This is a genomic window from Aliiroseovarius sp. B-4, assembly GCF_056857795.1.
This window is the reverse complement of sequence record NZ_JBSXNV010000034.1, coordinates 53,657-78,958: the sequence shown is the minus strand read 5'-3', so window position 1 is coordinate 78,958 and position 25,302 is coordinate 53,657. Positions and strand designations below refer to the sequence as shown.

The 25,302-nt window shown below is 57.9% G+C and carries 20 protein-coding genes and 1 tRNA gene; 5 read left to right on the top strand and 16 right to left on the bottom strand.

All coding sequences use genetic code 11. The features are described from left to right. Nucleotides 1–21: 21 nt before the first annotated feature. Both AC13C8_RS07750 and AC13C8_RS07745 read right to left on the bottom strand, forming a co-directional pair. Nucleotides 22–1,128, bottom strand: a complete 1,107-nt coding sequence (locus tag AC13C8_RS07750) for a UDP-3-O-(3-hydroxymyristoyl)glucosamine N-acyltransferase (RefSeq protein WP_091432282.1) — start codon at nt 1,126–1,128, stop codon at nt 22–24. Between the two features lie 58 nt (nt 1,129–1,186). Further along, nucleotides 1,187–2,812, bottom strand: coding sequence for a L,D-transpeptidase family protein (locus AC13C8_RS07745; protein ID WP_482846950.1), 1,626 nt, complete (start codon nt 2,810–2,812; stop codon nt 1,187–1,189). A gap of 350 nt (nt 2,813–3,162) precedes the next feature. Here AC13C8_RS07745 and mepK point away from each other — a divergent pair, with 350 nt between their 5' ends. After that, nucleotides 3,163–3,744, top strand: a complete 582-nt coding sequence (gene mepK, locus AC13C8_RS07740) for a peptidoglycan L,D-endopeptidase MepK (RefSeq protein WP_091430207.1) — start codon at nt 3,163–3,165, stop codon at nt 3,742–3,744. 81 nt (nt 3,745–3,825) lie between these two features. On the opposite strand, the gene AC13C8_RS07735 is transcribed toward mepK, so the two are convergent. Both AC13C8_RS07735 and AC13C8_RS07730 read right to left on the bottom strand, forming a co-directional pair. Continuing rightward, on the bottom strand, nt 3,826–4,491 hold the full coding sequence (locus AC13C8_RS07735) for a cytochrome b/b6 domain-containing protein (protein ID WP_482846949.1): 666 nt from the start codon (nt 4,489–4,491) through the stop codon (nt 3,826–3,828). Next, a complete protein-coding gene (locus AC13C8_RS07730; RefSeq protein ID WP_482846948.1) occupies nt 4,484–6,142 on the bottom strand; it encodes a tetrathionate reductase family octaheme c-type cytochrome in 1,659 nt (552 codons plus the stop codon). The genes AC13C8_RS07735 and AC13C8_RS07730 overlap by 8 nt, the downstream gene beginning before the upstream one ends. 173 nt (nt 6,143–6,315) lie before the next feature. On the opposite strand from AC13C8_RS07730, the gene AC13C8_RS07725 reads away from it, so the two are divergent. Continuing rightward, nucleotides 6,316–7,056 carry a glutamine amidotransferase gene (locus AC13C8_RS07725; RefSeq protein ID WP_482846947.1) on the top strand — a complete coding sequence of 247 codons (741 nt, stop codon included), beginning with the start codon at nt 6,316–6,318 and terminating at the stop codon, nt 7,054–7,056. 39 nt (nt 7,057–7,095) lie between these two features. Here the strand turns inward: AC13C8_RS07725 and AC13C8_RS07720 are convergent. From AC13C8_RS07720 to AC13C8_RS07695, 6 genes are all read right to left on the bottom strand, one after another. Further along, nucleotides 7,096–7,172 (bottom strand) — tRNA-Arg (locus AC13C8_RS07720). Between the two features lie 191 nt (nt 7,173–7,363). Further along, entirely contained in the window at nt 7,364–9,241 is a 1,878-nt protein-coding gene (locus AC13C8_RS07715; protein WP_482846946.1) for a M10 family metallopeptidase C-terminal domain-containing protein, read from the bottom strand. A 278-nt stretch (nt 9,242–9,519) separates the two neighbouring features. Further along, a complete protein-coding gene (rpsI, locus tag AC13C8_RS07710; protein WP_091430215.1) occupies nt 9,520–10,008 on the bottom strand; it encodes a 30S ribosomal protein S9 in 489 nt (162 codons plus the stop codon). 2 nt (nt 10,009–10,010) lie between these two features. Beyond that, complete coding sequence (gene rplM / locus AC13C8_RS07705; RefSeq protein ID WP_091430218.1) at nt 10,011–10,475, bottom strand: 50S ribosomal protein L13; 465 nt, start codon at nt 10,473–10,475, stop codon at nt 10,011–10,013. Between the two features lie 147 nt (nt 10,476–10,622). Beyond that, nucleotides 10,623–11,621 carry an SLAC1 anion channel family protein gene (locus tag AC13C8_RS07700; RefSeq protein WP_091430221.1) on the bottom strand — a complete coding sequence of 333 codons (999 nt, stop codon included), beginning with the start codon at nt 11,619–11,621 and terminating at the stop codon, nt 10,623–10,625. A gap of 51 nt (nt 11,622–11,672) precedes the next feature. Next, on the bottom strand, nt 11,673–12,098 hold the full coding sequence (locus tag AC13C8_RS07695; protein WP_091430223.1) for a PaaI family thioesterase: 426 nt from the start codon (nt 12,096–12,098) through the stop codon (nt 11,673–11,675). A 57-nt stretch (nt 12,099–12,155) separates the two neighbouring features. On the opposite strand from AC13C8_RS07695, the gene AC13C8_RS07690 reads away from it, so the two are divergent. The 3 genes from AC13C8_RS07690 (at nt 12,156) to typA (ending at nt 15,255) form a co-directional block, all read left to right on the top strand. Further along, entirely contained in the window at nt 12,156–12,953 is a 798-nt protein-coding gene (locus AC13C8_RS07690; protein ID WP_482846945.1) for an enoyl-CoA hydratase, read from the top strand. Between the two features lie 22 nt (nt 12,954–12,975). Next, nucleotides 12,976–13,305: a DMT family transporter gene (locus tag AC13C8_RS07685; RefSeq protein ID WP_091430227.1), complete on the top strand. Its 330-nt coding sequence runs from the start codon at nt 12,976–12,978 to the stop codon at nt 13,303–13,305. Between the two features lie 126 nt (nt 13,306–13,431). Further along, complete coding sequence (gene typA, locus AC13C8_RS07680) at nt 13,432–15,255, top strand: translational GTPase TypA (protein ID WP_091430229.1); 1,824 nt, start codon at nt 13,432–13,434, stop codon at nt 15,253–15,255. 246 nt (nt 15,256–15,501) lie between these two features. Here the strand turns inward: typA and AC13C8_RS07675 are convergent, their stop codons facing one another. From AC13C8_RS07675 to guaB, 6 genes are all read right to left on the bottom strand, one after another. Then, nucleotides 15,502–15,789: a DUF1330 domain-containing protein gene (locus AC13C8_RS07675; protein ID WP_091430231.1), complete on the bottom strand. Its 288-nt coding sequence runs from the start codon at nt 15,787–15,789 to the stop codon at nt 15,502–15,504. 79 nt (nt 15,790–15,868) lie between these two features. After that, nucleotides 15,869–18,514, bottom strand: a complete 2,646-nt coding sequence (alaS, locus tag AC13C8_RS07670; protein ID WP_482846944.1) for an alanine--tRNA ligase — start codon at nt 18,512–18,514, stop codon at nt 15,869–15,871. A gap of 127 nt (nt 18,515–18,641) precedes the next feature. After that, nucleotides 18,642–19,718 carry a recombinase RecA gene (recA, locus tag AC13C8_RS07665; protein ID WP_482846943.1) on the bottom strand — a complete coding sequence of 359 codons (1,077 nt, stop codon included), beginning with the start codon at nt 19,716–19,718 and terminating at the stop codon, nt 18,642–18,644. A gap of 207 nt (nt 19,719–19,925) precedes the next feature. After that, nucleotides 19,926–22,442: a hybrid sensor histidine kinase/response regulator gene (locus AC13C8_RS07660; protein WP_482846942.1), complete on the bottom strand. Its 2,517-nt coding sequence runs from the start codon at nt 22,440–22,442 to the stop codon at nt 19,926–19,928. A 105-nt stretch (nt 22,443–22,547) separates the two neighbouring features. Further along, on the bottom strand, nt 22,548–23,708 hold the full coding sequence (locus AC13C8_RS07655) for an RsmB/NOP family class I SAM-dependent RNA methyltransferase (RefSeq protein WP_482846941.1): 1,161 nt from the start codon (nt 23,706–23,708) through the stop codon (nt 22,548–22,550). A 48-nt stretch (nt 23,709–23,756) separates the two neighbouring features. After that, nucleotides 23,757–25,205 carry an IMP dehydrogenase gene (guaB, locus tag AC13C8_RS07650; RefSeq protein ID WP_091430238.1) on the bottom strand — a complete coding sequence of 483 codons (1,449 nt, stop codon included), beginning with the start codon at nt 25,203–25,205 and terminating at the stop codon, nt 23,757–23,759. Nucleotides 25,206–25,302: the final 97 nt, after the last annotated feature.

Below are 25,302 nucleotides of genomic sequence, written 5' to 3'. Positions count from 1 at the left end.
CCTTTCGCGTTTTGCGGATTTTTAGTTCTTGTCCACCAGTTTTGAAACAGTTTTCTGAAGCTCGCGCAGCGTTTCGGCCAACCGCGGCAAGCGGCGCAATTCCCGGCGGATGGCCATTTCGGTTTCGATCTTCACCGCGGGGCTTCCCAAAACCGCGCGCCCAGCAGGAACGTTGGTGTAAATATTGGTGCCACCGCCCGCAATTACATCATCGCCGATGAAAATATTGTCGCTGACCCCGACTTTGCCACCCAACACAACACGGTTGCCGATCCGGGCGGACCCGGACACGCCGACATTGCCGCACATCATCACGTCTTCGCCCACATCCGCGTTATGGCCGACCTGCACCTGGCAGTCGATCTTGGTGCCACGCCCGATGCGGGTGGCCCGGATCGTGCCGCGGTCGATGGTAGAGCTGGCCCCCAGTTCCACGTCGTCGCCGATCTCGACCCCGCCCAGCGAATGCACCCGCGCCCAATGATGGCTGCCGACAACGGCCACGGCTTTTTCACCCTCGGCCATGCCGCCGCGCAGGCTTTCCACGGCGCTTTCCTTGTCAAGCGTGACATAGGAAAAACCGTCTCCTCCGACGACCGAGTTCGACTGTCCGATATAGCGATCTCCGATGGTGCACAGATGCGCGATGCGCGCACCCGGATGCAGGACAAGATCGTTGCCGATGACCGTGCCGTATCCAATTGTGGCGTGCGGCGCGACTGTTGCGCGCGCGCCGATGGTCACATTCGCGCCGATTACCGCAAGTGGCCCTATGCGGGCGCCTGCACCGATTTTCGCGGTGTCATCGACAACAGCGGTTGGGTGAATGCCCTCGGCGATGCCCAGACCAGGGTCAAGCGCCCGGGTCAGAAGCGGCATCGCCGCCTTACCCCGATTCAGGCAGATCGCACCATCCAACCCCAACGATTGCCAGTCCGCCCCATCCCACAGCAGCGCCGCGCGGGCCTTTCCCTTCGCAATTCCGTCCGCGTATTTTGGGTTCATCGCCAGCGCAAGCTGGTCTGGTCCCGCATCCATCGGCTCGGCCGCGCCAACCAGAACGATATCGCCATCGCCAAACACCACGGCCCCCAATGACGCGGCGATTTCTGAAAGAGTGAACTGCATCTGATCCCCTTGTGCCGATGGGGGCACGATATGTGCGCCACCATCTTTACCCAAGGATTTACCCGTCTACGGCACCAAGCGCCACCCCGGCGTTTTGCAAAGCGGCCCAGATTTTGGTGTCACGTTCGTAAACGTCACGGCGATAGTTCATGCGGCCCTTTGCAGGTGCCACCGCAGTGCGATAAACCAAATGCACCGGAACCGGTTCTTCCAGATTGACCCGTGTCTCACGACCCGTGTTCAGAATCTTGTGAAAGGTTCCTTCCGGATCGGAAGTTTGTCTGGCCAGCAACGCATAGGCAAAATCAAACGGTTCGCTCAGGCGGATACACCCGTGGCTGAAGTCCCGCACCTCGCGCCCAAACAGGCTTTTGGCGGGCGTATCATGCAAATAGATGTTGTATTTGTTCGGGAACATGAACTTCACCAACCCCAACGCATTATCGTTGGAGGGCGGTTGCTTGATCGCAAACGGAAAGGATCTGGCCGAATAAGCATTGAAATTCACTGAAGACCGATTGACCACCCGGCCCCGGCTGTCGATCAGTTTCAGATGGCTGACCGCATTCGGATTGCGTTTGAGCATCGGCAAATACTCTTTCGTCGCAATCGAGCGTGGGACGTTCCAGGTCGGGTTGATGACCATGAATTTCATCACGTCCGAAAACTCGGGGCTGCGCCGGTCACTCTGGTTCTTTCCGATCACCGAGCGGGTCGTGAAGGTCACACGCCCACCATCGACGATCTGGGTGCTGAAATCCGCGAGATTGACCCAGACGTGGCGTTTTCCACGTTCGAAATTGGTCCATCGTTCCCGCTCCATCGCGACCAAAATCGAGGCTTGACGTTTTTCCGGGTCGACATTGATCTCGTCAATCGTGCTTGGACCGGCCACACCATCGGCGGTCAGCCCATGGTCTTGCTGGAATTGCAGCACGGCCTTTTGAATGGTGACGTCATAGGACTGGCTGGCCGAACGGCTCAGATATCCCATACGGATCAGGCGGTTACGCAAGGCAATAACGGCCTCACCCGACTGCCCGGGTTTCAACGCGCTGGCGGCAACTGGTGCGCCCCAGCCGCCATTGGCAAGCTGTTGATCCAGACCCAGTTTCGCTTTCATCAGACGTGCGTATTCCGGCGATTTCGGCGGCAGGGCTTTCAGATACCCGGCAGGGTCGGACCGGACGAATTCCGCCAACAGATCTGCGCCGTTCTTGCGTGGCACCTCGCGGACAATGCCGCTATCAACCTTTGAAGGCGTCAGAACGCCGCTGTTCACACCCTGGGCATAACTCAGAAACAGTTTTGAAAGTTCGACTTCGGCGCGGCCAAGGTCGCGCATGCTTTGCACATCGGACAGTCGGGTTTTCAAGACCGCAGTGTCATAGGCAGGCAAGCCGTGATCGCCGGCCGCCGTCAGCGCTTTCAGCAGGGCCGTGCGGCGTGATGCGGTCTGCGACAGCGATCCGGTCCAGATCGGTTGATAGCCGTTTTCGCGATAAAATTCAGCGATTTCCGTGTCACGTGCCGCCGCTTCCGCCACCGCTTGCGCGAAGGCGGATACTTTGGTTTGCGCGGTCAGTGGCGCGGCAAGAAACGAAAGGAACAATATCCCCAAAAGCCTTGCAAAAAAAGCGGTTCTGTAGGGGGTAGGATGTCGTTGCAGCGCGATCATATTCATGCTTTGCCCAATAACTATGTTAAACCTGCGTGTAAAATCAGATAATCCACGATTAACAGCCACAAGTCCATTCACAATGACGATTGACAGGTCGGTTCCGGGCAGAGCTGCCCTGCGCCCCATGCCTTGACGTCTTTCTGCCACGGTTTACCACTTTTTCACTGGTTTAAGCAATATTTTGCCGATTTTGCTTGAACACGTTAAGCACCGAAAATCTTTGCTTGGCCCGCGATTCGAGTTGTGCCATAAACTCGACAAGCCTGGGGAAGAGGCTAAAACACTTGTTAACCTGATTGGACAACGATCCATTTCAGGCGCAGAAACAGGCAAGCGACGGGACACGCTGAGACATGACTATCGACAATTCGGTCGGATCCAAATCCATTATCACACGCCGTGGGTTGTTGGGCGCATTTGCCGCCACAGCAGTAACCGCAGCGCCAATGTATGCAAATGCCGCGGGTTTCCTTCGCGGTGGGGGCGATGTCCGAAGGCTCGCCATGTATTCCGGGCGCACAGGCGAAACGCTCAACATGATCTATTGGATCGAAGGCGACTACATCAAAGATGCCTTGAAAGAGATCAATCATTTCATGCGCGACTGGCGCACAGATCAAGCGGTCAATATCGACACCCGCACGGTGGATATCATGGCAGCCGCGCATAGCCTTCTGGACACGAAGGAACCCTATATGATGTTGTCGGGTTATCGGTCGCCGAAAACAAACGCGATGTTGCGGGCCAAGTCCAGAGGTGTGGCGAAAAACTCGCTGCACATGAAAGGTCAGGCGGCTGACCTGCGCCTGAAATCCCGATCGGTCAACCAGATGTTCAAAGCCGCGCGTTCCTTCAGTGGCGGTGGCGTCGGCAAATATTCGGGGTCGAACTTCGTCCATATGGATAGTGGCGTGGTGCGCAGCTGGGGCCGATAGCGCCGCAGGTATTCTGACAAATCCGACCAACATGAAAAAGGCCCCCGTTCCGAGGGCCTTTTCTGTTTCTGTCGTCCAGCCCTACTTTTTCCTGGACAAGAGCCGACCCGGCTCATTGGTTTCCAGATAGGCTTCCTGCTCGGGTGTCAGGTCTATGCAGTCATAACCTGTCACCATCGGGCGCACATGGGACCGGAATCCATGCCCAACCGTCAGAAGATAGACGTGGGTGATGACAAAGGCTGCGATCACGTAGGCGGCCAGCAAATGCACATTCGCGATGATGTATAGCGCGAAAGACGACCCCGCATCCGCTGCCCATAAATTATAAGTCAGATACAGTAATCCCGACCCCCAGACCGCCGGAAACACCACGACTTTCAACGCGAAATAGGTCAGTGCCTGAAGCGGATTGTGTTTGCGCCAGAAGACCTTGCGATAGGGCGGCTCTTCCCCACGAAAGACACCATAGGCATAGAAGCGTGCCATCTGAAGCAACCCTTCGAGCTGCGGCACGAACTGCCGCCATGTGCCCGTGGTAAACAGCCAGAACGTCGCGAATATCCAGACCGCCAGCAACACCAATGCGGCAATGGTGTGCAACATCACCGCAGGGCCGAAAGGCAGAAGTGAATGCACCCCGTTCAGACCAAAACCAGTGAACAGGAGAATCACGATCATCACCATCTGGGTCCAGTGCCACAGACGTTCGAAACGGGGGTAAACCTTGACGACGCGTCTAACCATGATCTGTGCCTCCTTGACGGCCACCGATGAGGCGCAGAACGATGTGCAACCCCACACCCAGAATTGTCAACGCCACCAGCGCCATGCCTAACATCCCGATGGCGGATCGCGGATTGGTGCCGGGCATATAGACCGCAGCGATCCCATCCAGCCGCCCGTTCTGCGCGTGACAGGCTGCGCAATCCAGCGCGTCCCTTGCGGGTGCAACCATATGGGTGATCGGCCAATACATCGCGGTATCGACAAAATCGAAACTTCCGGAATAGTCTTGCCCTGCCGCTTTCATGCCAGCCTCGATCGTCTTGGGCCAATCAAAGTTTGTCCAAAACGCAGTGTCAGTGGTCGGCCCCCAGACATGGGAATAAGCCAGTTTGTTGCTGCCTGTATCGTAGGCCTGCCGCCCCTCCATCCGCTTGAAGGGCCAGATTCGGCTGTCCACCCCGCCGGGCGTGCCGTTGATACGGTTCACTTCGACAATGGTCTTTGGGTTGATCTCTTCCCCGGTCGCGTATTCCACATGGCCGTTGAACCATGCGTAATACGGCACAACATTTTCACCCCATTTGAAATCACCCTTGGTGGACAGATAGGTGTCCAGCTCTTTGCCATCCGACTGGATGAAATTCGCCTCGTGCATCGGTTTGCCATCGGTGCCCATGCGGCCTGCGGTCGACCAGTCCCAATAGGTCTTGGTGGCGACACCTCCGCGCGCAAATTCGGGGATGTGACAGCTTTGGCACGCGAGCTTGTCTGTGTGATCGTTCAGCTTCACGCCCTTGATGTTCAGCGGATGCGGATCGCTGTCATGGCAGCTTTCACAGGTCGCGGCAGTGCGCACAGCCCCCGGCTTTCCACGCCCGGTGGCGTCCTTGGCCACCGTATCATAGCGCGACCCGGCCCAGTTGTGCCTGTCCTCGACATGACAGGTAGAGCACGTGAAGTTCAGACCGTCGGGCGACATGTGGACATCAACCTCGGTCGATGGGGCATAAAGCGCCGAACTCAGATCGCCGTGTTTCACGTTGTCCCCGCCCCCGCCATAGAAATGGCAGTTGCCGCAATTGTCGCGCCCCGGCATCCCGACGGACTGCGCAGCTTTTGCCAGATCAACCGGCCAGGCCGCGGCGCCTGTAATGGTGCTGGTGCCAGGCTTCACCGGGTCCAAGGGCGGGTGCCCGGCCCCGGTGGCCGATTTGGTGTATTGACCCGAGCGGTCGTGGCACACCAGACAATCGGGCACTGCGCCCGCCTCTACGGATGTCGTTGACATATCATCCCAACCGTAGCCCGCATGACACGAGGTGCAGCGCGGCTCGTTCCCGGCCACGTTGCCACAGAATGCGTTGATCACCTTGGATTTCCCCAGCGTTTGCCCGCTGTCGCTTTCATAGGTCCATTCAAAATGGATTGAATGCATGATCTGGTTGCCAGCTTCCGTATGGCAACTGACACAGGCCTCGGTCACCTCCGGCCCCGAGCTGAAAGATTTTTTCAGGATGTCGAACTTCATGTGATCCGCCGTCGCGCTGGAAATCGACCTGGCCGGTGCGGGTGGCGGAGTTGGCGCTGCGGCCTGATCCTCAGCGGCGGCTGACCCACCTGTCCCGGCGATCAGCCCAAGCGTAAGGATCGTTGCAAGAAATCTCTTCACGGCTCTGCCCTCCTCTGCTCCGGTTCGCGCGGCGGAGGAATCCATTCTGATATCACGATATGTATCTGAGTCGGCGAAACACACCTAATGTCAAAACGCCGCACCGACGACGCCATATGATTGACCCCGACCCCGGGCTTTGCCATCGTCTGTCGACTTGATACAAGGTGTCCATGAAACCCTTTCTGATCCTCCAACTCCGCCCGGAAACCGATGCGTCTGATGATGAATTTCGGGCATTTTTGGCCAAGGGCGGGTTGGAACACGACCAGGTGCGTCGCATACGTTTGGATCAGCAAAACATCCCGGCCGACCTGAACCTTGACGATTTTTCCGGGGTAATTGTTGGTGGCGGGCCGGGTTGCGTATCCGATGCGCCTGACAAGAAAACCCCGGCCGAGGCGCGGATTGAATTCGAATGCCTATCCCTGATGCCGCAGATCACTGCAAAGGACACCCCGTTTCTGGGCTGCTGCTATGGGATTGGCATTCTTGGCCAGCATCTGGAGCCGGGTTCCGTGTCGAAAGACAAATACGGCGAACCCGTCAGCGCCAGCACGTGCGACGTGACGAAAGACGGGCGCACCGATCCCCTGCTCGACGGCATTCCAGACAGGTTCGAAGCCTTTGTCGGCCATAAAGAGGCGATGCAACACCTTCCAGAGGGTTGCCGCCAACTGGTCTCATCCCCTGGCTGCCCGTTTCAGATGATCCGATACGGACAGAGTGTCTATGCCACGCAGTTCCACCCCGAAGCCGACGCGCACAGCTTTGAAACCCGCATCGGCATCTACAAACATCACGGCTATTTCCCCCCCGAAGAGGCCGAGGCGCTGGTGGATATGGTGCACGCAGCCAACGTGCACGCGCCTGCCCAAATCTTGCGGAATTTCGTGGCACGATATCGGGCTTGACCCCGTCAATCACATCGTCTGTTTTTCAGGATAAAGAATTGGCGCACCCGAGAGGATTCGAACCTCTGGCCTCTGCCTTCGGAGGGCAGCGCTCTATCCAGCTGAGCTACGGGTGCCAGTGACACAAGGTCTGGGCGGGATATAGGCCATCACCCTGCCCCTCGCAACATGAAAAGGAGCGTGCGCCTCACCATCCAAAGTTGCGCGCCATCATTAGATTGTCGCAAAAACACGAGCCTTTTGCTTTCTTTCAAGCATTACTTCTAAATGCCGATGAGTGCTGAGCACTTGCGCAAGCCTTCCGCGTTTACAGAATGAAATCATAGCCATACAGGACATCAACACCCAGCACCATAACTTCAAAATCTGGCAGCGCATCACCATCGACGTCGGCTCTGACCAAAGAATGTGGGCCTGCATCCTCAACCCAGACCGAGTTTGCCTGTGCGCCGTTCTTTGAGAAAACAAACTTTTGATCGCCAGGTACATTTACTCGGGCGTCTATCTGAGCCAGGTGAAGATCATCTTCGCCACTGTCAAACTGGAGGATCTGGTCACGATCTGACCCTATAGCACTGTCGCTGATGTTTCTGAAAATGAACGTATCTCGGTCAAGATCGACACCGGCATAGAGCAAATCACGTCCTTCACCGCCGTCCAGAACGTCACGACCTTTTTCCCCCTTCAGGATGTCATCGCTCAACCCGCCGAACAGCTTATCGTGCTGTGATCCACCAAAGAGCTTATCGTTGCCATCCCCACCATAGAGTAGGTCGTTGTGAATGCCGCCGAAAAGCTCGTCTTCGTCAGCACCACCCGACAACAAATCATTCTGGTGTCCACCATAGAGTTTATCATTGCCTGATTTCCCGTGCAGGACATCGTTGCCGTTGTTGCCCTTTAGGACATTTCCCTGCTCATTTCCGAACAATGAATCCTTGGCTTTACCACCCGAAACGTTCTCTATGCCCGATATCGTGTCCTGGCCAAATCCGGTGTTTTGTGGGCTGCTTTGATCCAATTTCACAAACGCCTTCTTTGCACCGGTGAACATGAGCCAATCAGTCCCGCTGCCGCCGTCTATGCGGTCGTTGCCTGATGAGGCATAGATTATGTCATTCCCCGCGCCTGCGAAGATTCTATCATATCCGGCCTTATCATAGATCTTGTCGTTCCCAGCGTTGCCAGTCAGCGTATTGGATACGTTGTTTCCAATGATCGTATCGTCCCCCTGCCCGCCGATTGCATTCTCGATGACCGTACCGACCGCCAACGTCAGGTTGCCCTTCAATCCACCGACTCCCGAGAATGTCGGCTTTGCTTTAACAGACGAGGAGGGCGTCAAGTTGATGGATTGATCGAAGGACCATCCGGAAAAATCTAGCGTATCTATGCCCCCACCGTCAGCAATCGTATAGGCATTGGTATCCGCATAGATCGACATTCGTGACAGGATCGGATCGTCACTTTGTGAGATCGTCGTATTGAATCCGTAGGTGGTGTTGCCCTTGAACGCGTTTGACGTTCCGAACGATGTCCCATTGTAGGACTGACCGCCATACATGCGATCAAGGGCCAGCAGGTCGGCGGCCATATAGGTTTGCAGATAGGCGAAATCGGCATTTACGTTAAAATTCACGGCCTGCGAGAAATATGACATGACACTGTTTTGCCAACTGTCATTGGTGAACCTGGCGTTCTGAGGATAGGTGCCACCTCCGTTGTACAGGCCCTGATGCCCCAGCCCCAGGGTATGACCAATTTCATGCAGAAACGTCTGCATCACATAGTTGTTTTCACTGCTTGATCCGCTGATCCAGTATTTGCTGACATTCACATAACCATAGTCGACGAAACCGCCACCATCGCTGTCCACGGCACCTGCAAAGGCACCGGCGTATTCGTCGCCGAAAACAATATCTGCATTGCCGTAGGAAGAGGTTTCCTGAAAGTTTATTCCTGTTGCATTCGACAAATAGTCAAACGCGTCACGCACCAGCTCTCGTCGCCCGATTGAAATGCCATTGCCGTCGTACCAGTTCGAACCCACCGAATAGGTTATCGTCCCAAACTGAGCATCATTGCCGCCTGACGTCAGGTTCCATTTCAGGGGGGCGAAACCCGATTCACGCCAAAATCCGTTTGATAAAAATCCAGCCAATACACTCAGAGACTTGTAGACCATACCTAACTCATTCTTTTGATTTTGGTTCAGGTCACGGGGACCATATCAAGACAGGGAATCGCCCGCAGACAAATCGCGGACCCTTTTGAACACTAAAATTCGTCGAGAATAAGACTTAACCCACCCGCGCCATTCAAGCCAGATCAAAACCGGAAATGGACGACACCATGGCGGTTTGCCTTCGCGTTTATCATTGCGCTGTGTGAAACAACAAAAGCGAAACAAAAAAGCGCCCGCAATTGCAGGCGCTTTTGTCTTCATAAAGCAGAGAAGCCGAATTAACGCTTCGAGAACTGGAAGCTCTTACGGGCCTTGGCTTTACCGTATTTCTTGCGTTCCACAACGCGCGAGTCGCGGGTCAGGAAGCCGGCGGCTTTCAGGGCGCCACGCAGGCTGGGTTCGTAAAGCTGAAGCGCTTTCGAAATCCCGTGTTTTACGGCACCAGCTTGTCCGGACAGGCCACCGCCTTTTACGGTGGCAACCACGTCAAACTCGCCTTCAACACCAGCGATTTGCTCGGGCTGGCGCACGATCAGCTGAAGAACGGGACGCGCGAAATACTTGTCCATGTCCTTGCCGTTCACGGTGACTTTGCCAGACCCCGGCTTGATCCAGACGCGGGCAACCGCGTCTTTACGCTTGCCGGTGGCATAGGAACGGCCAAGGTCGTCACGAACAGGTTCCCGAGGCGCAGCAATCTCGACCACGGCTTCAGTGCCCTCGGCAACTTCGTTCAGGTCTTCGAGTGTTTTGATTTCTTCAGCCATGATCAGCCCTCACGCGTGTTTTTGGAGTTCATGGATTTGACATCCAGCACTTCGGGGCTTTGCGCCTCGTGGGGGTGCTCGGCACCGGCATAGACGCGCAGATTGGTCATCTGCTTGCGGCTCAGCGGACCGCCCGGCAGCATACGCTGCACGGCTTTGGTCAGCAGACGCTCGGGATGGGCACCCTCAAGGATCTGGCCTGCGGTGCGGGATTTGATGCCGCCCGGATAACCGGTGTGCCAGTAGTGCACTTTGTCGGTGCGCTTCTTGCCGGTCATTTGAACTTTATCGGCATTGATCACGATGACATTGTCACCCATGTCCATATGCGGTGTGAACGAGGCTTTGTGTTTGCCACGAAGACGCGTTGCGATGATCGACGCAAGACGACCCAGCACGACGCCTTCAGCGTCGATGATGATCCATTTCTTGTCGATATCTGCAGGCGTTGCAGAGAAGGTTTTCATTGATTCAGCCCTGATTGGGTTTCGGATGGGCTGGTTTTAGTGATTTTAGCCCTGCGGTCAAGCGAAGTTATTCGCTAAAATACAAACCTAAACAACGGGTTAGAATTATGGTAATATATTACCCCACAAAAAACGCCCCGTTCCCGCCTATTCTGGTCGGCAAACCTCGCCCCGTGCGATTGCTTGCCCTGTGCGCAATACAAGACCAGCGACCATAAGAACCAGAAAAATCAGGATCAAAACCCCCAGGGTTTGGTGTCCACGCGATCCATCCAATTGCGAAAAGCGGAAGGACGCGATCGAGAGCGCGGCCAGCGGAAAGCTCAAGGCCCACCAGCTGAGCGCAAAGGGAAGCTTGGTCAGTTTCGACACCTGCGCGACCACCAGTATTGCAAAGATATAGCCCGCATTCAGCAATATGCGCGCAAAGCCATCGACTGTCCCGGTCATGCTGACATAGGCCAGAAATGCGACGGCGGGCGGTGCGATCAGGATCACCATCGTCGGAAAAAGCCGGGCCGCCATGGGGTCGTGGAAGATCAATCGGTTCATAACCAATGTCAGCAAGACGATCCAAAAGATGATACCGCCGGAAAAAAACAGCCACGAAGTTTCGATATACCCGATGCGGGCACCAAGGATGGGCACAATCACGTTGCCGACGGCAGGAATGAACCACGCCGGAGTCAGGTGGCCGACCTGAAAACTGCGATGACTGATCCAGCCCGTCACGACCGCAATGGTCAGAACGCCCTGTCCCGCCACACCGGCGAGCCAGATCCAGGTGGCCAGTGTTTCATCATAGGGAAAGATCGCTGTCGCCACCAAAAGCAGCGATACCGTGATCGTCGGGAAGAAGGCAATTTTCACCGGGTGATGCCATTCCTCGGCCACCATCGCCGGATAACGCAGGGCCTTGGCGACGTATATCCCCGCAATCACCAGAAAAACCGCGATTGCGATCAGTAAAACAAGGGATGACGCCTGGGCCAGCCACGGTGCCGCCGGGGCGCCCGCATGCAGGGTCAGCGCCAATCCGACCAGCCCCATGACAATCGCAAAGAAGGTAACGGGAAACTGGGCGAGCCGACTGTGTTCGGCTGGAGGCGTGATGGGATCCGGGTCGCTGGAAATATGTTGGGACATAGGGGCCTCGTCGCTTGGGTTCGTTTTTGGTGCGCCAATCCCCGCCGCCGGTCAAGTCCGTTCCGGCGGGATCGAATAGGTCAAGCTGGCGCGGGCTACAGGCGCGTCGTTGCCCTCTGAGTGGATCAACACATCCCCGACCGCCAGAACCCGTCCCAGTTTGTGTAAACGTGCGTGGGCGACAAGACTGGTGTTGGCCGCGGGTTTGCGCATGAAATCAATCGAGCAATTGGTAGTGACGGCCAGCGCCTTTGGTCCGATCATCGCAAGGATCGCCAGATAGATCGACACATCCGCCAATGCAAACATCGTCGGCCCCGACACCGTGCCACCGGGACGCAGATGTTTGTCGCCGATCCGGGTGCGCACTGTGATCTGCATCGGAGCGACATCTGCGATCTCGAAATCCGGCGCGACTTGGGGAAACGCTTCCTCCAGGAAGGATTGAAGCTGGTCGCGCGACATTTTCAACTGCATGGTTTCCCCCCGTGATTTTCCCGCCTATCGTGGGCCAGAATATTGAGGGAGGACAAGATGGCAGACCCACTATTGATCCGTGAGGACGCAGCGTCAGTTGCACGTTTGACCCTGAACAACCCCGGTGCGTTGAACGCGTTGTCGGATGCGATGCTGGCTGCGCTGAAAGCCGAGTTCGAGGCGTTGGCGCAGGACGACACGATCCGCGCCGTGGTGATCGCTGGTGCAGGCAAAGTGTTCTGCGCAGGTCATGACTTGAAAGAGATGACTGCCGGGCGGCAAGCCGAAGACGGTGGGGCTGCCTATTTCAAAGACTTGTTCGATCGCTGCGCCGAGGTCATGTGCATGATCCCCCGCCTGCCCCAACCGGTGATTGCCGAGGCCCATGGCATCGCAACAGCGGCCGGTTGTCAGTTGCTGGCGACCTGCGACATGGCCGTGGCGGCCGAGGGCACGCGGTTTGGGGTGAATGGCGTCAATATCGGGCTGTTTTGCTCGACCCCCATGGTGGCGCTGACCCGCAACGTGCCGCGCAAGGTCGCGTTTGAAATGCTGACCACGGGCGAATTCATCGACGCTGCGCGCGCACGCGAGATCGGGCTGGTAAACCGCGTCGTCCCGCACGAAAACTTGCGCGCGGCCACAGATGAACTGGCACAATCCGTGGCTTCGAAGCTGGGCGCTGCGGTCAAGATCGGCAAAGCGGGGTTTTATGATCAGGCCGATATGTCACTGGAGGCGGCCTATGCGTTTGCGGGTGGGGCGATGGTTGAAAACATGATGCTGCGCGACACCGAAGAAGGGATCAGCGCCTTCATCGAAAAACGCAAGCCAGACTGGGACCGGTCCCGCTAGCCCCATTCCACGAGGTCATATCATGCCATACCTGATCCTGTTCTTCGCCGTGCTTGCCGAAACCATCGGCACAACCGCGCTGCAAGCCAGCCAGCAATTCAGCCGGTTCTGGCCATCCGTGACCGTCGTCGTCGCCTATGGCATCAGCTTCGTCCTGTTGGGATGGGCGTTGAAATACATGGCGGTCGGTGTGGCCTATGCGATCTGGTCCGGGTTGGGCATCGTGCTCATCGCCTGTATTGGCTACGCGCTGTTTGGGCAGAGGCTCGACCTGCCTGCGCTGATCGGTCTGGCAATGATCCTTGGTGGTATCCTGATCATCCACCTGTTCTCGCAGTCCGCACAACATTGACACCGCGCCAGTTGCGGCGAGAAAATTAGCAAGAGTTGCTTTTTTGGTGGCGTTCAAACGCCAACCGGGCTATGCGCGCCCCTAACTTCTCATACGTTTGATACGTTCTCCCCTTAAGGTGGCCCTATGGACCTGCGCAATATCGCGATCATCGCACACGTTGACCACGGCAAGACGACCCTTGTTGACGAGCTTTTGAAACAATCCGGCGCGTTCCGGGAAAATCAGGCCGTGGCGGAACGCGCCATGGATTCAAATGACCTGGAGCGTGAGCGCGGCATCACCATTTTCGCCAAACCCACCTCGGTCGAATGGAAAGGCACGCGGATCAACATCGTTGACACGCCCGGCCACGCCGATTTCGGCGGCGAGGTAGAACGGATCCTGTCCATGGTGGACGGTGTTGTGTTGCTGGTTGACGCCGCCGAAGGCCCAATGCCGCAAACAAAATTCGTGACCTCGAAAGCACTCGCCTTGGGCCTGCGCCCCATCGTGGTTCTGAACAAGGTCGACAAGCCGGATGCCGAACCCGATCGTGCTCTGGATGAATGCTTCGATTTGTTCGCCAATCTGGGTGCCGATGATGACCAGCTCGACTTCCCGCACATGTACGCCTCGGGTCGAAACGGCTGGGCGGATGCCGAGTTGGACGGGCCGCGCAAGGATCTGCACGCGCTCTTTAACCTGATCGTGAACCACGTCCCTGCCCCGCGTCAGCTGGCCCATCAGGACGAAGACTTCACCATGCTCGCCACAACGCTGGGTGCTGACCCGTTCGTCGGTCGATTGCTGACCGGACGTGTGGAAACCGGACGTCTCAAGGTTGGTGCGACCGTGCAAGCCCTGTCGCGCATCGGCCAAAAGATCGAGCAGTTTCGCGTCACCCGTATTCAGGCCTTCCGCGGCCTGGGGCAACAGGACATCGACGAAGCCCTTGCGGGCGACATCGTATCGCTCGCGGGCATGTCAAAGGCCACCGTGGCAGACACGATCTGTGCGCTGGCGGTCGATACACCGCTGGATGCCCAGCCTATCGACCCGCCCACCATTACCGTCACCTTCGGCATCAACGACAGCCCACTGGCGGGCCGCGAAGGCAAGAAGGTGCAATCGCGTGTCATCCGCGAACGCCTGATGAAAGAGGCTGAAAGCAACGTTGCCATCAAGATCGCAGACACCCCCGGCGGTGAAGCCTTCGAAGTCTCGGGCCGTGGCGAATTGCAGATGGGCGTTCTGATCGAAAACATGCGCCGCGAAGGGTTCGAGCTGTCGATCTCGCGCCCGCAGGTGATCATGCGTGAAGTCGATGGTGAGACGATGGAACCCATCGAAGAAGTCACCGTTGACGTGGATGATGAATACTCCGGCGTCGTGATCGAAAAACTGACCGGATCGCGCAAAGGCGAAATGACCGAGATGAAGCCCGCAGGCGCAGGCAAGACCCGGATCATCGCCCATGTGCCGTCGCGTGGTCTGATCGGCTATCACGGCGAGTTTCTGACCGACACGCGCGGCACCGGGGTTCTGAACCGCGTGTTCCACGGCTGGGCGCCCCATAAGGGCTCCATTCCAGGCCGTCGCGCAGGTGTCCTGATCTCGATGGAGAACGGCACATCCGTTGCCTATGCGCTTTGGAACCTTGAAGATCGCGGACGCATGTTCATCGGCGCGCAGGAGAATGTGTATCAGGGCATGATCATCGGCGAGCACAGCCGCGAAAACGATCTTGAGGTAAACCCACTGAAAGGCAAGAAGCTGACCAACGTGCGCGCCTCGGGCACGGATGAGGCCGTGCGCCTGACCACCCCGATCACCATGTCGCTGGAAGAAGCCATCGCCTATATCGACAATGATGAATTGGTCGAAGTGACGCCGAACTCGATCCGCCTTCGCAAACGGTATCTGGACCCGCACGAGCGGAAACGGCAGGCGCGGTCGTCAGATCAGTAACGACCAACGTCCCATCCTGAAACCGCCCGGCGAACCCGCCGGACCGCGCCGACCCGCCCCGTCAAACCAAAGGTTTGTGACGACAGGGCGGCGGCGCGATTGCCATCTGCTTCGATAACACTCACAAGCTCGAAGAACCGCTTTCGTCGATCCCACGCCCTTTCCCGGAACTCTTTGACCATCCAAGCGACCGTGCTGCCCGCAATCGCAAAAAGCGGTATGATCAGGGAAATCGATGTTAGAGTTTCATTCGTCCGTTTCAACCACCAACAATTCGCGCTCTGACGCCCCGCGCGCGTGGCTCAACGCCTCTTGATATTCGGGCGAGCGATAGCATCCTTCGGCGGCCTCGACGCTTGGGAATTTCGCCACCACATTGCGTGGGCGGTCCTTGCCTTCCAGTTGCACATAGCGCCCGCCGCGCGCGATGAAATGGCCGCCGTGTTTCGCAATCGCAGGCCCGGCAAGGGCGGCGTATTTGCCATAGGCCTCTTCATCCGTAACGGTCACATGGGCAATCCAAAGGGCGGGCATCGTGTCTCTCCTGCAATATAAAAAGGCCGCGTAAGTCAGCAGACGATACGCGGCCGATCAGATTTTGCAATGGGGCCTGTCAGCCCGCGATGGCAGCTTCGGCTGCGGCCACAGCGGCTGCGGCACCCGAGAAGTCCAGCCCCCCGCCCTGCGCCAGTTCTGGGCGACCACCGCCACCCTTGCCGCCAAGTGCAGGCACAGCCGCTTTCACAAGGTCAACCGCCGACACACGGTCAGTCATATCCGGCGTCACCCCTGCGGCCACGGCGACCTTGCCGTCATTGTCCGAAATGATCAGAACTGCACCTGATCCAAGCGCATCTTTCTGTTCATTCACAAGCGTTTGCAGGTCTTTCCCGGCGACACCCGTTATGGTCATTGCAAGGAACTTCACGCCACCGATATCCTTGGCCTCCGCCCCTGCCCCCGCGACCTTCGCCAACTCGCGTTTCAACGCTGAAATCTCATTGTTCAGCGCCTTGCGGTCGTCCAACAACGCCTTGACGCGGTCCACAACCTCGTCCGGCTTGGCTTTCAACATGCCTTGCAGTTCCGAGGCGCGCGCGGCTTCTGCTTCGATATAGGCAACAGCAGCCTTGCCGGTCAGTGCTTCGATCCGGCGAATGCCCGCCGCGCTCGCGCCTTCGGACAGGATCACGCATACGCCAATATCACCGGTCTGGCGGACATGAGTGCCACCGCACAGCTCGATGGAATAGGTCTGGCCATCAGTGCCCTTGCCGGTGGGCGAATGACCCATCGAGACGACGCGCACTTCGTCGCCATATTTCTCGCCAAACAGCGCCTGCGCGCCAATCTCGCGCGCGTCATCCGGCGTCATGATCCGTGTTTCGACAGGCGCGTTCTGGCGAATATAGGTGTTCACCTCGCGGGCGATGTTGCTTAACTCCTGCGCCGAAACCGCCTTGTTGTGGCTGAAATCAAAGCGCAAACGATCCGGCGCATTTAACGACCCGCGTTGCGCAACGTGATCACCCAGCTCGTTTCGCAGGGCTTCATGCAGCAGGTGCGTGGCCGAGTGGTTGGCGCGGATCGCCGTGCGGCGCAGGTGTTCAACCGCCAGTTCAGCGCCCTGCCCCGTGGCAATCTCGCCCTCATCCACCTTGGCGAAATGGATGAACACATCCGCGACCTTTTTGGTATCGGTGATATGGGCCGACCCCGTGTCAGTGCGGATCAGGCCGGTATCGCCCACCTGACCGCCAGCCTCGGCATAAAACGGCGTCTGGTTCACGACAATCTGAACCTCGTCCCCGGATGTCGCCCGATCCGTCAATGCGCCGTCCGCGACAAGTGCCAGAACCTGCCCCTCGGCATGTTCGGTGTCATAGCCCAGAAATTCAGTCACGCCATGCTGTTCGGCCAGATCAAACCAGATGGTCGCATCCGCTGCTTCACCTGACCCCGACCATGCGGCCCGCGCACGCGCTTTTTGCTCTTCCATCGCGGCGTCAAAACCGGCCTGATCCACGCCACGTCCCTTTTCCCGCAGCGCATCCTGCGTCAGATCCAAGGGGAATCCATAGGTGTCATAGAGTTTGAATGCAGTTTCGCCGGGCAGTTCCGCACCTTCGGGCAGGCCTGACACCTCGTCATCCAGCAGTTTCAAACCGCGGTCGAGTGTCTTCTTGAACCGGGTTTCTTCGTTCAGAAGCGTTTCTTCGATCATTGTCTGGGCGCGGCCAAGTTCGGGATAGGCCTGACCCATCTGCGCCACCAATTCGGGCACAAGACGGTGCATTACCGGGTCTTGCGCGCCCAGCAGATGGGCGTGGCGCATCGCGCGGCGCATGATCCGGCGCAGCACATAGCCACGCCCTTCGTTCGAGGGCATCACACCGTCCGCCATCAAAAACGACGTCGAGCGCAAGTGGTCCGCAATCACCCGATGATGCACATTCTGATCGCCATAGGGGGCCACGTTCGTGACATGTGCCGATGCTTCGATCAGCGCTTTGAACAGGTCGGTGTCATAGTTGTCATGGCTGCCTTGTAGCAGCGCGCCAATCCGCTCCAGCCCCATACCGGTGTCGATGGACTGCATGTCCAGCGCCTTCATGGAGCCATCTTCGAACTGTTCATTCTGCATGAAAACGATGTTCCAGATTTCAATGAACCGGTCGCCGTCTTCTTCTGCGCTGCCCGGAGGGCCACCCCAAATGTGATCGCCGTGATCATAGAAAATTTCGGTGCACGGCCCACAGGGACCGGTCGGCCCCATCTGCCAGAAATTGTCGGCCGTATCGATGCGAATGATCCGGTCCTCGGGCACGCCGACCTTTTTCCAGATATCAAAGGCCTCATCGTCCGTGTGATAGACCGTGGTCAGCAGGCGTTTTGGGTCAATCCCAAATTCCCTTGTGATCAGGTTCCACGCAAAGGGGATCGCTTCATCTTTGAAGTAATCTCCGAAACTGAAATTGCCCAGCATTTCGAAAAACGTGTGGTGGCGGGCTGTGTAACCGACATTGTCCAGATCATTATGTTTGCCGCCTGCGCGCACACATTTCTGTGCCGTAGTGGCGCGGGTATAGTCGCGGGTCTCAAGCCCCGTAAACAGGTTCTTGAACTGCACCATGCCCGAATTGACGAACATCAGCGTCGGATCGTTGCGCGGCACAAGGGGCGAGCTGTCCACAACCGTGTGCCCGTTATCTTCGAAATATTTCAAAAAGGTGGAGCGGATGTCGTTAAGGCTGGCCATGATATCTTATCTCTGAATGGGCGTTCACATTCATTTACCTTTGCCAGCCCCCCCTGTCCACAGCCACCGACGCCCAAAAAGAAAAGGCCGGGTTCAGCCCGGCCTTCCCAATATCATGTAGACGAGATCACGCTTCCAAAAGCCCGTCGTCGTCCTCATCTTTTTCCGCTTCCGGCATGTCGAAATCCAACCCGTGGGCGGCGCGGATCTTGTCTTCGATCTCAAGCGCGGTGCGGTTGTTTTCGCGCAGATAGGTCTTGGCGTTTTCCCGCCCCTGACCGATCCGTTCGTCACCATAGCTGAACCAGGCGCCGGACTTCTCGACCACGCCAGCTTTCACCCCAAGATCAAGAAGCTCGCCCATTTTCGAGATGCCTTCGCCATACATGATGTCGAATTCAACCTGCTTGAACGGCGGGGCCACCTTGTTCTTGACGACCTTGACGCGGGTTGCGTTGCCGACCACCTCGTCCCGGTCCTTGATCGCGCCGATCCGGCGGATGTCCAGCCGAACCGAGCTGTAGAATTTCAGTGCGTTGCCGCCCGATGTGGTTTCCGGGCTGCCGAACATGACACCGATCTTCATGCGGATCTGGTTGATGAAGATCACTGTGCATTTCGAACGCGAGATCGAGCCGGTCAGTTTGCGCATCGCCTGGCTCATCAACCGGGCTTGCACGCCGACATTGCTGTCACCCATATCGCCTTCCAATTCGGACCGGGGCGTCAGCGCGGCGACCGAATCGACGACCACCATGCTCACCGCGCCCGACCGCACAAGCGTGTCGACAATCTCAAGCGCCTGTTCGCCCGTATCGGGTTGGCTGATCAGCAGTTCATCCAGATCAACGCCAAGTTTCTTGGCATATTGCGGGTCCAGAGCGTGCTCGGCATCCACGAAGGCACACACACCACCTTTTTTCTGTTCCTCGGCGACACAATGGAGCGTCAACGTGGTCTTGCCCGAGCTTTCGGGGCCGTAAATCTCGACAATGCGGCCTTTTGGCAGCCCGCCGATCCCCAGCGCAATATCCAGCCCCAGCGATCCGGTCGAGGTTGAAGCGATCTCGGCGACGGGATTGTCCGACCCCAGCTTCATGATCGACCCTTTGCCAAATTGTCGTTCGATCTGCGCCAGCGCGCTGTCGAGCGCCTTCTGTTTGTCACCGTCACGTTTCATATCAAAGATATCCGCCGTTGCCATTTGTTATCATCCCTTATTTCACACCCGCGAACGGGCGGCAATCATGCTCGTGTTCTGCTCTTGTTCTCATATGCCGTTATGAGCACAAAATAAGAACATTTCAAGTTATGTTTTCATTATTAAGTTTGACGGGGAATGGTAAGCAAAGGGTTAACGATCAATTTTCAGGTGCGGACAGAGTTGGACACCCTGTCTGTTATGTCGGCATCAGTGCAGTTGTCTTTGCACCGTCGCGGTCAGATCGGTCAGAGAGAACGGCTTGGGCAAAAACACGGAATTGGGAATGCGTGACTGATGTTCAGATACCGAATCTTCAGCGTAACCTGATACGAACACAACCTTCACACCCGGCCGATCCTCCAGCGCCTTTGCCACCCAAGTCGGGCCATCCATACCGGGCATGATGACATCGGTGACAAAGACATCGACCGACAATGTCGTGTCTTCCAGTGTTTTCAGGGCTTCCTCGGCATTCTCGGCCTCCAGCACCGTGAACCCCCTCATTCGCAAAGCACGCGACGCGAAGGCGCGCACCGGAGCTTCGTCTTCCACCAGCAAGACGATGTTATCTTTTACGTCGTCCAGGTCGTGAGTGGGTTTGGGAATGGATGCGGTCACGGGCGTCGGGGGCTGCTTTATTGATTGACCCAGAAAACCATCGCTGGCTTGGGACGGTCGGATCGGCCCCTTCAGGGTCACGGTCTCAGCAGCCAGAACGATCTGATCATCAACCGTCAGGGCATCCAACGTGGCCTGAATCTGATCGTCGCCCTGGTCATCAATGGCATCCACCTGATCTGCTGAAACCTCTTCACCCGGCACGTCTTGCTCGTCGCTCTCCTGACACACCGGGAAATACAGCGTGAAAGTCGATCCGGCACCGGGGATTGAATCGACAAAGATAAACCCGCCCATCTGCTTCACGATGCCATAGGCCATCGACAGCCCAAGACCGGTGCCTTTACCTGCCCCTTTCGTGGTGAAGAACGGCTCGAATATCTTGCTGAGCTTGTCGGCGGGAATGCCCGTGCCCTGGTCGATCACACGGATCGTGACATAATCGCCAGCCGGCACGGTTGCCCGGTCGCGGTGCATCGCCTGCTCCACTGTGACATTTCGGGTTTCGACACGGATTTCGCCGCCATCCTGCATGGCGTCGCGGGCGTTGACCACAAGGTTCATGATCACCTGATCCAATTGGCGGCGGTCGGCACGGATTGGCATCAGATTGCGGTCGTGATCCAGATCGAGCGACACTTTCTCGCCGACCAGACGGTTGAGCAGATGTGTCAAGTCCGAAAGAGAGTCGGTCAGGGCCAATTTTTCGGGGCACAAGGTTTGCTTGCGCGAAAAGGCCAGCAATTGGCGCACAAGTGCCGCGGCGCGATTGGCATTCTGATGGATTTGCGACAAGTCTGAATATTCAGGATCGTTTTCATCGCGACCCAGCAACAGAAGATCACAATGGCCCGAAATGGCCGTCAGCAAATTGTTGAAATCATGCGCCACACCACCAGCCAGCTGTCCGATCGCTTCCATTTTCTGGCTCTGAACGAACTGCGCCTCGAGCGTCTTCAGCTCGGTCGCGTCTTGCAACACGGCGACCAGCGCACGGCCCGCCTCATCCGCGACCTGCCCCAGAGAGATTTGCAGGAACACATCCTCATCCGGTTTCACCGCGCGCACGACCTCAGCCCGCCCGAGATGCCGCCCGGCATGCGCCTCACGCAGCCATTCGGACACCGGGCGCCCCAATCCTTCGACCTGATCTGCCAGTTGCGTGCCGATGGCGTTTTCATCGCCCAAGAGCCCGCGCGCGCGACGATTGGCCATGATGATCGCACCCGTTGTGTCCAACTTGATCAACGGCACTGGCAGGCTTTCGATAAAGGCCCATTCTTCATTGGTAATGGCGGGACCGGCCGGTGGCGGAAGAAGATAGATCTCCCGCCTGCCGGCGCTGATCTCCAACTCGCAAACAAACGCGGGCACATGACCATTCTTGGCCGAAACCTGCATCACCGCCCCGGCCTTTAGGGGCAATTCCGTAAACACGCGGTCCAGAGTGGTTTCGCGGCCGCCCAACAAGCGGCGAGCGGATTCATTCATAAACAGAATGGTGCCGGATTTCGACACGATCATCATTGGAAGGCTGATATGTTCGCCGGTGCGCCCGCCCTGTCCGCGTTCGCCAAATTCTTCCAACCGCCACAGGAACCCGCTGCCGACAAGTGTATGCACCGAAAGCCGCACATGTCCGCGCCTCAAGACGACATCTTCGCAGGCCGCCCCCTTGGCCTGGGCTTTGTTTTGCAACCGAAACAGAACTGAAGCAGGCGCTGCAAACATGTCGTTCACAGTGCTGGCCAAGGTCGCCCCGAGTTGTTGTCCGAAAGCCGCGGTCGCGGCGACATTCTGATAGCGGATCATCCCGTCGGCATCGGTTGCGAATGTGGCCGCGCCATCGCGATCGGCAAACCGCTTCACGGTGCGAAACATCGTCCTTTGCTGGCGGTGATGATGCGCAGTCAACACCGTGACGGTCAACGCGAGCGACAGAAAGGTCAGCCCGATCAGCAACAGGGTCAACCCCGCCACCGGAAAGCTAACAAACCAGGCCGCACCGACAGAAAGCACCGCAAGAGAGAGCAAGTATCCGACCCGCTGCGATAAGCGCAGGGCGATTTCGGTCAATGGATTGGACGACAAGTCAGCGTACGACACAGAGATCCCCTTTTTCAGAATCGGCTCCCCGGTTATTGCCCGTGGTCGGTTAAGCGCCGATTAATGAGATCTAGGTTAACAACCTGTGATTGTCTTTGCCAAGCCCTACATTCGCCTTAGTCGCGCAACATAGAACCCATCGCCGCCGTCCAGAGGCGAAAACTGGGCTTCGAGGTCGATGGCGAAGCCGGACTGTTCTGCTATGAACCAATTCACTTGCGCCCGGTTCTCAGCATCCAGTAGCGAACAGGTCGCATAGGCAATCGCCCCGTCGGGTGCAGTTTGGGTCGGAAGCTGCGACAAAACCGTCTGCTGGGTATCCAAGAGGCCGGCGAACCTTTCACGCGTCATCAGCCATTTTCCCTGCGGTGCACGACGCCATGATCCGCTACCGGAACAGGGCGCGTCGGCAAACACCAGATCGAACGTCCCGAAATCACCCAGCCTGTCCGGTGTGGCAATCTGGATTTGGCATCCCGCCCGCATAGCCCGCGCCGGAATATCCTTCATCCGTGCAGGCGAAATGTCGTGCGCCACGACTTCGGCCCCGAGAGCGGCCAGCGCCAACGCTTTCCCGCCGCCACCCGCGCAAAAATCCAGAACGCGCAGACCCGGTGCGATCTGCAAGGCCTCGACCACGGCTTGCGAGGCGGCGTCCTGAAGCTCTACCAACCCATCAAGGAAGGCGCGTGAGCTATTGATATTGCGGTGATTTTCCAAAACTTCCAACGCCGTCGGAGCAAGCGGGTGCGGGCGCGTCACGATCCCATCCTCCGCCAATTGGCTCTGCGCCTGATCCAAGTTTGCGCGGGCACTGTTGACCCGTAGGAAGACGGGCGCGCGGTGGCGCAGCGCCTCCAGCACGTCATCTGACCTGTCACCAAGACTTTGATCGAAGTGGGGCAGCATCCAGTCCGGACAATCAAGGCGCGCGGCGCGCGAGAGGTCGCCGCCGGACAGGCGTTCCTGATCGGCCAGAACTGCGGGGGCGTGGCCTACACCTGTGAACAGCGTGTCGGGGTCGATCCCCTGTCCCCGCAAAAGACCGATCATGACCGCACGACCCGTCATTCCGCCACCCAAACCAGCCGAAGAACGCAACCGCCGAAGCGCGTCAAACACGTGGTCACGGATCGCCGCGCGGTCTTTCGAGCCTGCAAAACGATGCCCCCGCGCCCAGCCGGTCAGGGCTTGTTCCGCCGGGGTGCCAGAAAGATGGATATCAAGGATGTCGATGGCCGCTGCGACGCGGGCGCCGGGCGTCACCGCCCTACTCCGAAAACATTAACAAAGCGCCACAACCTCATGATATTCCTATCCAATACGATAGTTTGGACTTTCGCGAGTGATCTGCACATCATGCACGTGGCTTTCTTTCAGACCTGCCCCGGTGATCTTCACGAATTGACAGTTCTTGCGCATCTCGGCCACGGTGGCGCAACCGGTGTACCCCATCGCCGCCCGCAAACCGCCGACCAATTGGTGAATGACAGCCCCGGCACTGCCTTTATACGGCACCTGGCCTTCGATGCCTTCCGGCACCAGCTTGTCGGACGCTGCGTCCTTCTGGAAATAGCGATCGGCCGAGCCGCGCGCCATAGCGCCCAGCGATCCCATCCCCCGATAGGCTTTGAACGAGCGGCCCTGATACAAGATCACCTCGCCGGGGCTTTCATCGGTGCCCGCGATCATCGAACCGACCATCGCGCAGCTTGCGCCCGCGGCGATGGCTTTGGCGAAATCGCCCGAAAACTTGATGCCGCCATCGGCGATCACCGGCACGTCCCCCGCCGCCGCCGCGCAATCCCCGATCGCAGTCAGTTGGGGCACACCAACGCCCGCAACCATCCGCGTCGTGCAGATGGACCCCGGACCGATCCCCACCTTCACCGCGTCGGCACCTGCGTCGATCAGGGCGCGGGTGGCCGCCCCGGTTGCGACGTTGCCTGCAATGACCTGAACGCTGTTCGACTGCGCCTTGATCCGCTTCACCGCCTCGATCACCCCTTCGGAATGGCCATGCGCCGTATCCACGACGACGATATCCACGCCTGCGTCAATCAGGGCTTCGGAGCGCGCAAAGCCACTGTCGCCGACCGAACTGGCCGCCGCAACCCGCAAGCGACCAAGGTCATCTTTGCAGGCCGTGGGGTTCAACACCGCTTGCTCGGTGTCTTTCAAGGTCAGAAGCCCGGTCAGCTTGCCTTCGCCATTCGTCACCAACAGCTTTTCGATCCGGCGGGCTTTCATCAGGCTTTTCGCCTCTTCCAACTCGGCTGGTTCTTGCAACATGGCAAGGTTGTCGGACGTCATCATCACCTTTACCGGTGTGTTGTCATCGGTGGCAAAGCGCATGTCGCGATTGGTGACGATCCCCACCACGCGGCCCTTTTCGTCGACCACGGGAAAACCCGTGACGCGATACCGGTCCTGCAACAGTTTGGCGTCGGCCAGCGTCTGGTCGGGCGTCAGCGTGATCGGATTATAGACGATGCCGCTTTCAAACCGCTTCACGCGGCGCACCTGCTCGGCCTGTTGGTCGAGGTCGAGGTTCTTGTGAATGACGCCCATGCCGCCGGCCTGCGCCATGGCGATGGCCATGCGGGCCTCGGTCACGGTGTCCATGGCCGAGCTGAGCAGCGGGATGTTCATGGCAATCGACCGCGTCACGAATGTCGTCGTGTTTGCGGTGGACGGCAGCACATTGCTGGCGGCCGGAACCAGAAGGACGTCGTCGAAAGTGAGCGCCTCGCGAATCTCCATGGGCTTTCTCCTCGGGAGTGTTCGTTTGGCACGTCCCTATCTCATGGAGCGGGCGGTTTGGAAAGGGGAACGCCCGACATTTCTGCGCTTTGCCGGA

Excerpts from the sequence above, each read along its gene's own strand:
- AC13C8_RS07690 (WP_482846945.1), top strand. The coding sequence starts at position 12,156 with ATGGCAGACCCACTATTGATCCGTGAGGACGCAGCGTCAGTTGCACGT.
- alaS (WP_482846944.1), bottom strand. The coding sequence starts at position 18,514 with ATGGCCAGCCTTAACGACATCCGCTCCACCTTTTTGAAATATTTCGAA.
- mepK (WP_091430207.1), top strand. The coding sequence starts at position 3,163 with ATGACTATCGACAATTCGGTCGGATCCAAATCCATTATCACACGCCGT.
- AC13C8_RS07685 (WP_091430227.1), top strand. The coding sequence starts at position 12,976 with ATGCCATACCTGATCCTGTTCTTCGCCGTGCTTGCCGAAACCATCGGC.
- AC13C8_RS07700 (WP_091430221.1), bottom strand. The coding sequence starts at position 11,621 with ATGTCCCAACATATTTCCAGCGACCCGGATCCCATCACGCCTCCAGCC.
- rplM (WP_091430218.1), bottom strand. The coding sequence starts at position 10,475 with ATGAAAACCTTCTCTGCAACGCCTGCAGATATCGACAAGAAATGGATC.
- AC13C8_RS07725 (WP_482846947.1), top strand. The coding sequence starts at position 6,316 with ATGAAACCCTTTCTGATCCTCCAACTCCGCCCGGAAACCGATGCGTCT.
- AC13C8_RS07675 (WP_091430231.1), bottom strand. The coding sequence starts at position 15,789 with ATGCCCGCCCTTTGGATTGCCCATGTGACCGTTACGGATGAAGAGGCC.
- AC13C8_RS07745 (WP_482846950.1), bottom strand. The coding sequence starts at position 2,812 with ATGAATATGATCGCGCTGCAACGACATCCTACCCCCTACAGAACCGCT.
- AC13C8_RS07695 (WP_091430223.1), bottom strand. The coding sequence starts at position 12,098 with ATGCAGTTGAAAATGTCGCGCGACCAGCTTCAATCCTTCCTGGAGGAA.
- AC13C8_RS07715 (WP_482846946.1), bottom strand. The coding sequence starts at position 9,241 with ATGGTCTACAAGTCTCTGAGTGTATTGGCTGGATTTTTATCAAACGGA.
- AC13C8_RS07735 (WP_482846949.1), bottom strand. The coding sequence starts at position 4,491 with ATGGTTAGACGCGTCGTCAAGGTTTACCCCCGTTTCGAACGTCTGTGG.
- typA (WP_091430229.1), top strand. The coding sequence starts at position 13,432 with ATGGACCTGCGCAATATCGCGATCATCGCACACGTTGACCACGGCAAG.
- recA (WP_482846943.1), bottom strand. The coding sequence starts at position 19,718 with ATGGCAACGGCGGATATCTTTGATATGAAACGTGACGGTGACAAACAG.
- rpsI (WP_091430215.1), bottom strand. The coding sequence starts at position 10,008 with ATGGCTGAAGAAATCAAAACACTCGAAGACCTGAACGAAGTTGCCGAG.
- guaB (WP_091430238.1), bottom strand. The coding sequence starts at position 25,205 with ATGGAGATTCGCGAGGCGCTCACTTTCGACGACGTCCTTCTGGTTCCG.
- AC13C8_RS07750 (WP_091432282.1), bottom strand. The coding sequence starts at position 1,128 with ATGCAGTTCACTCTTTCAGAAATCGCCGCGTCATTGGGGGCCGTGGTG.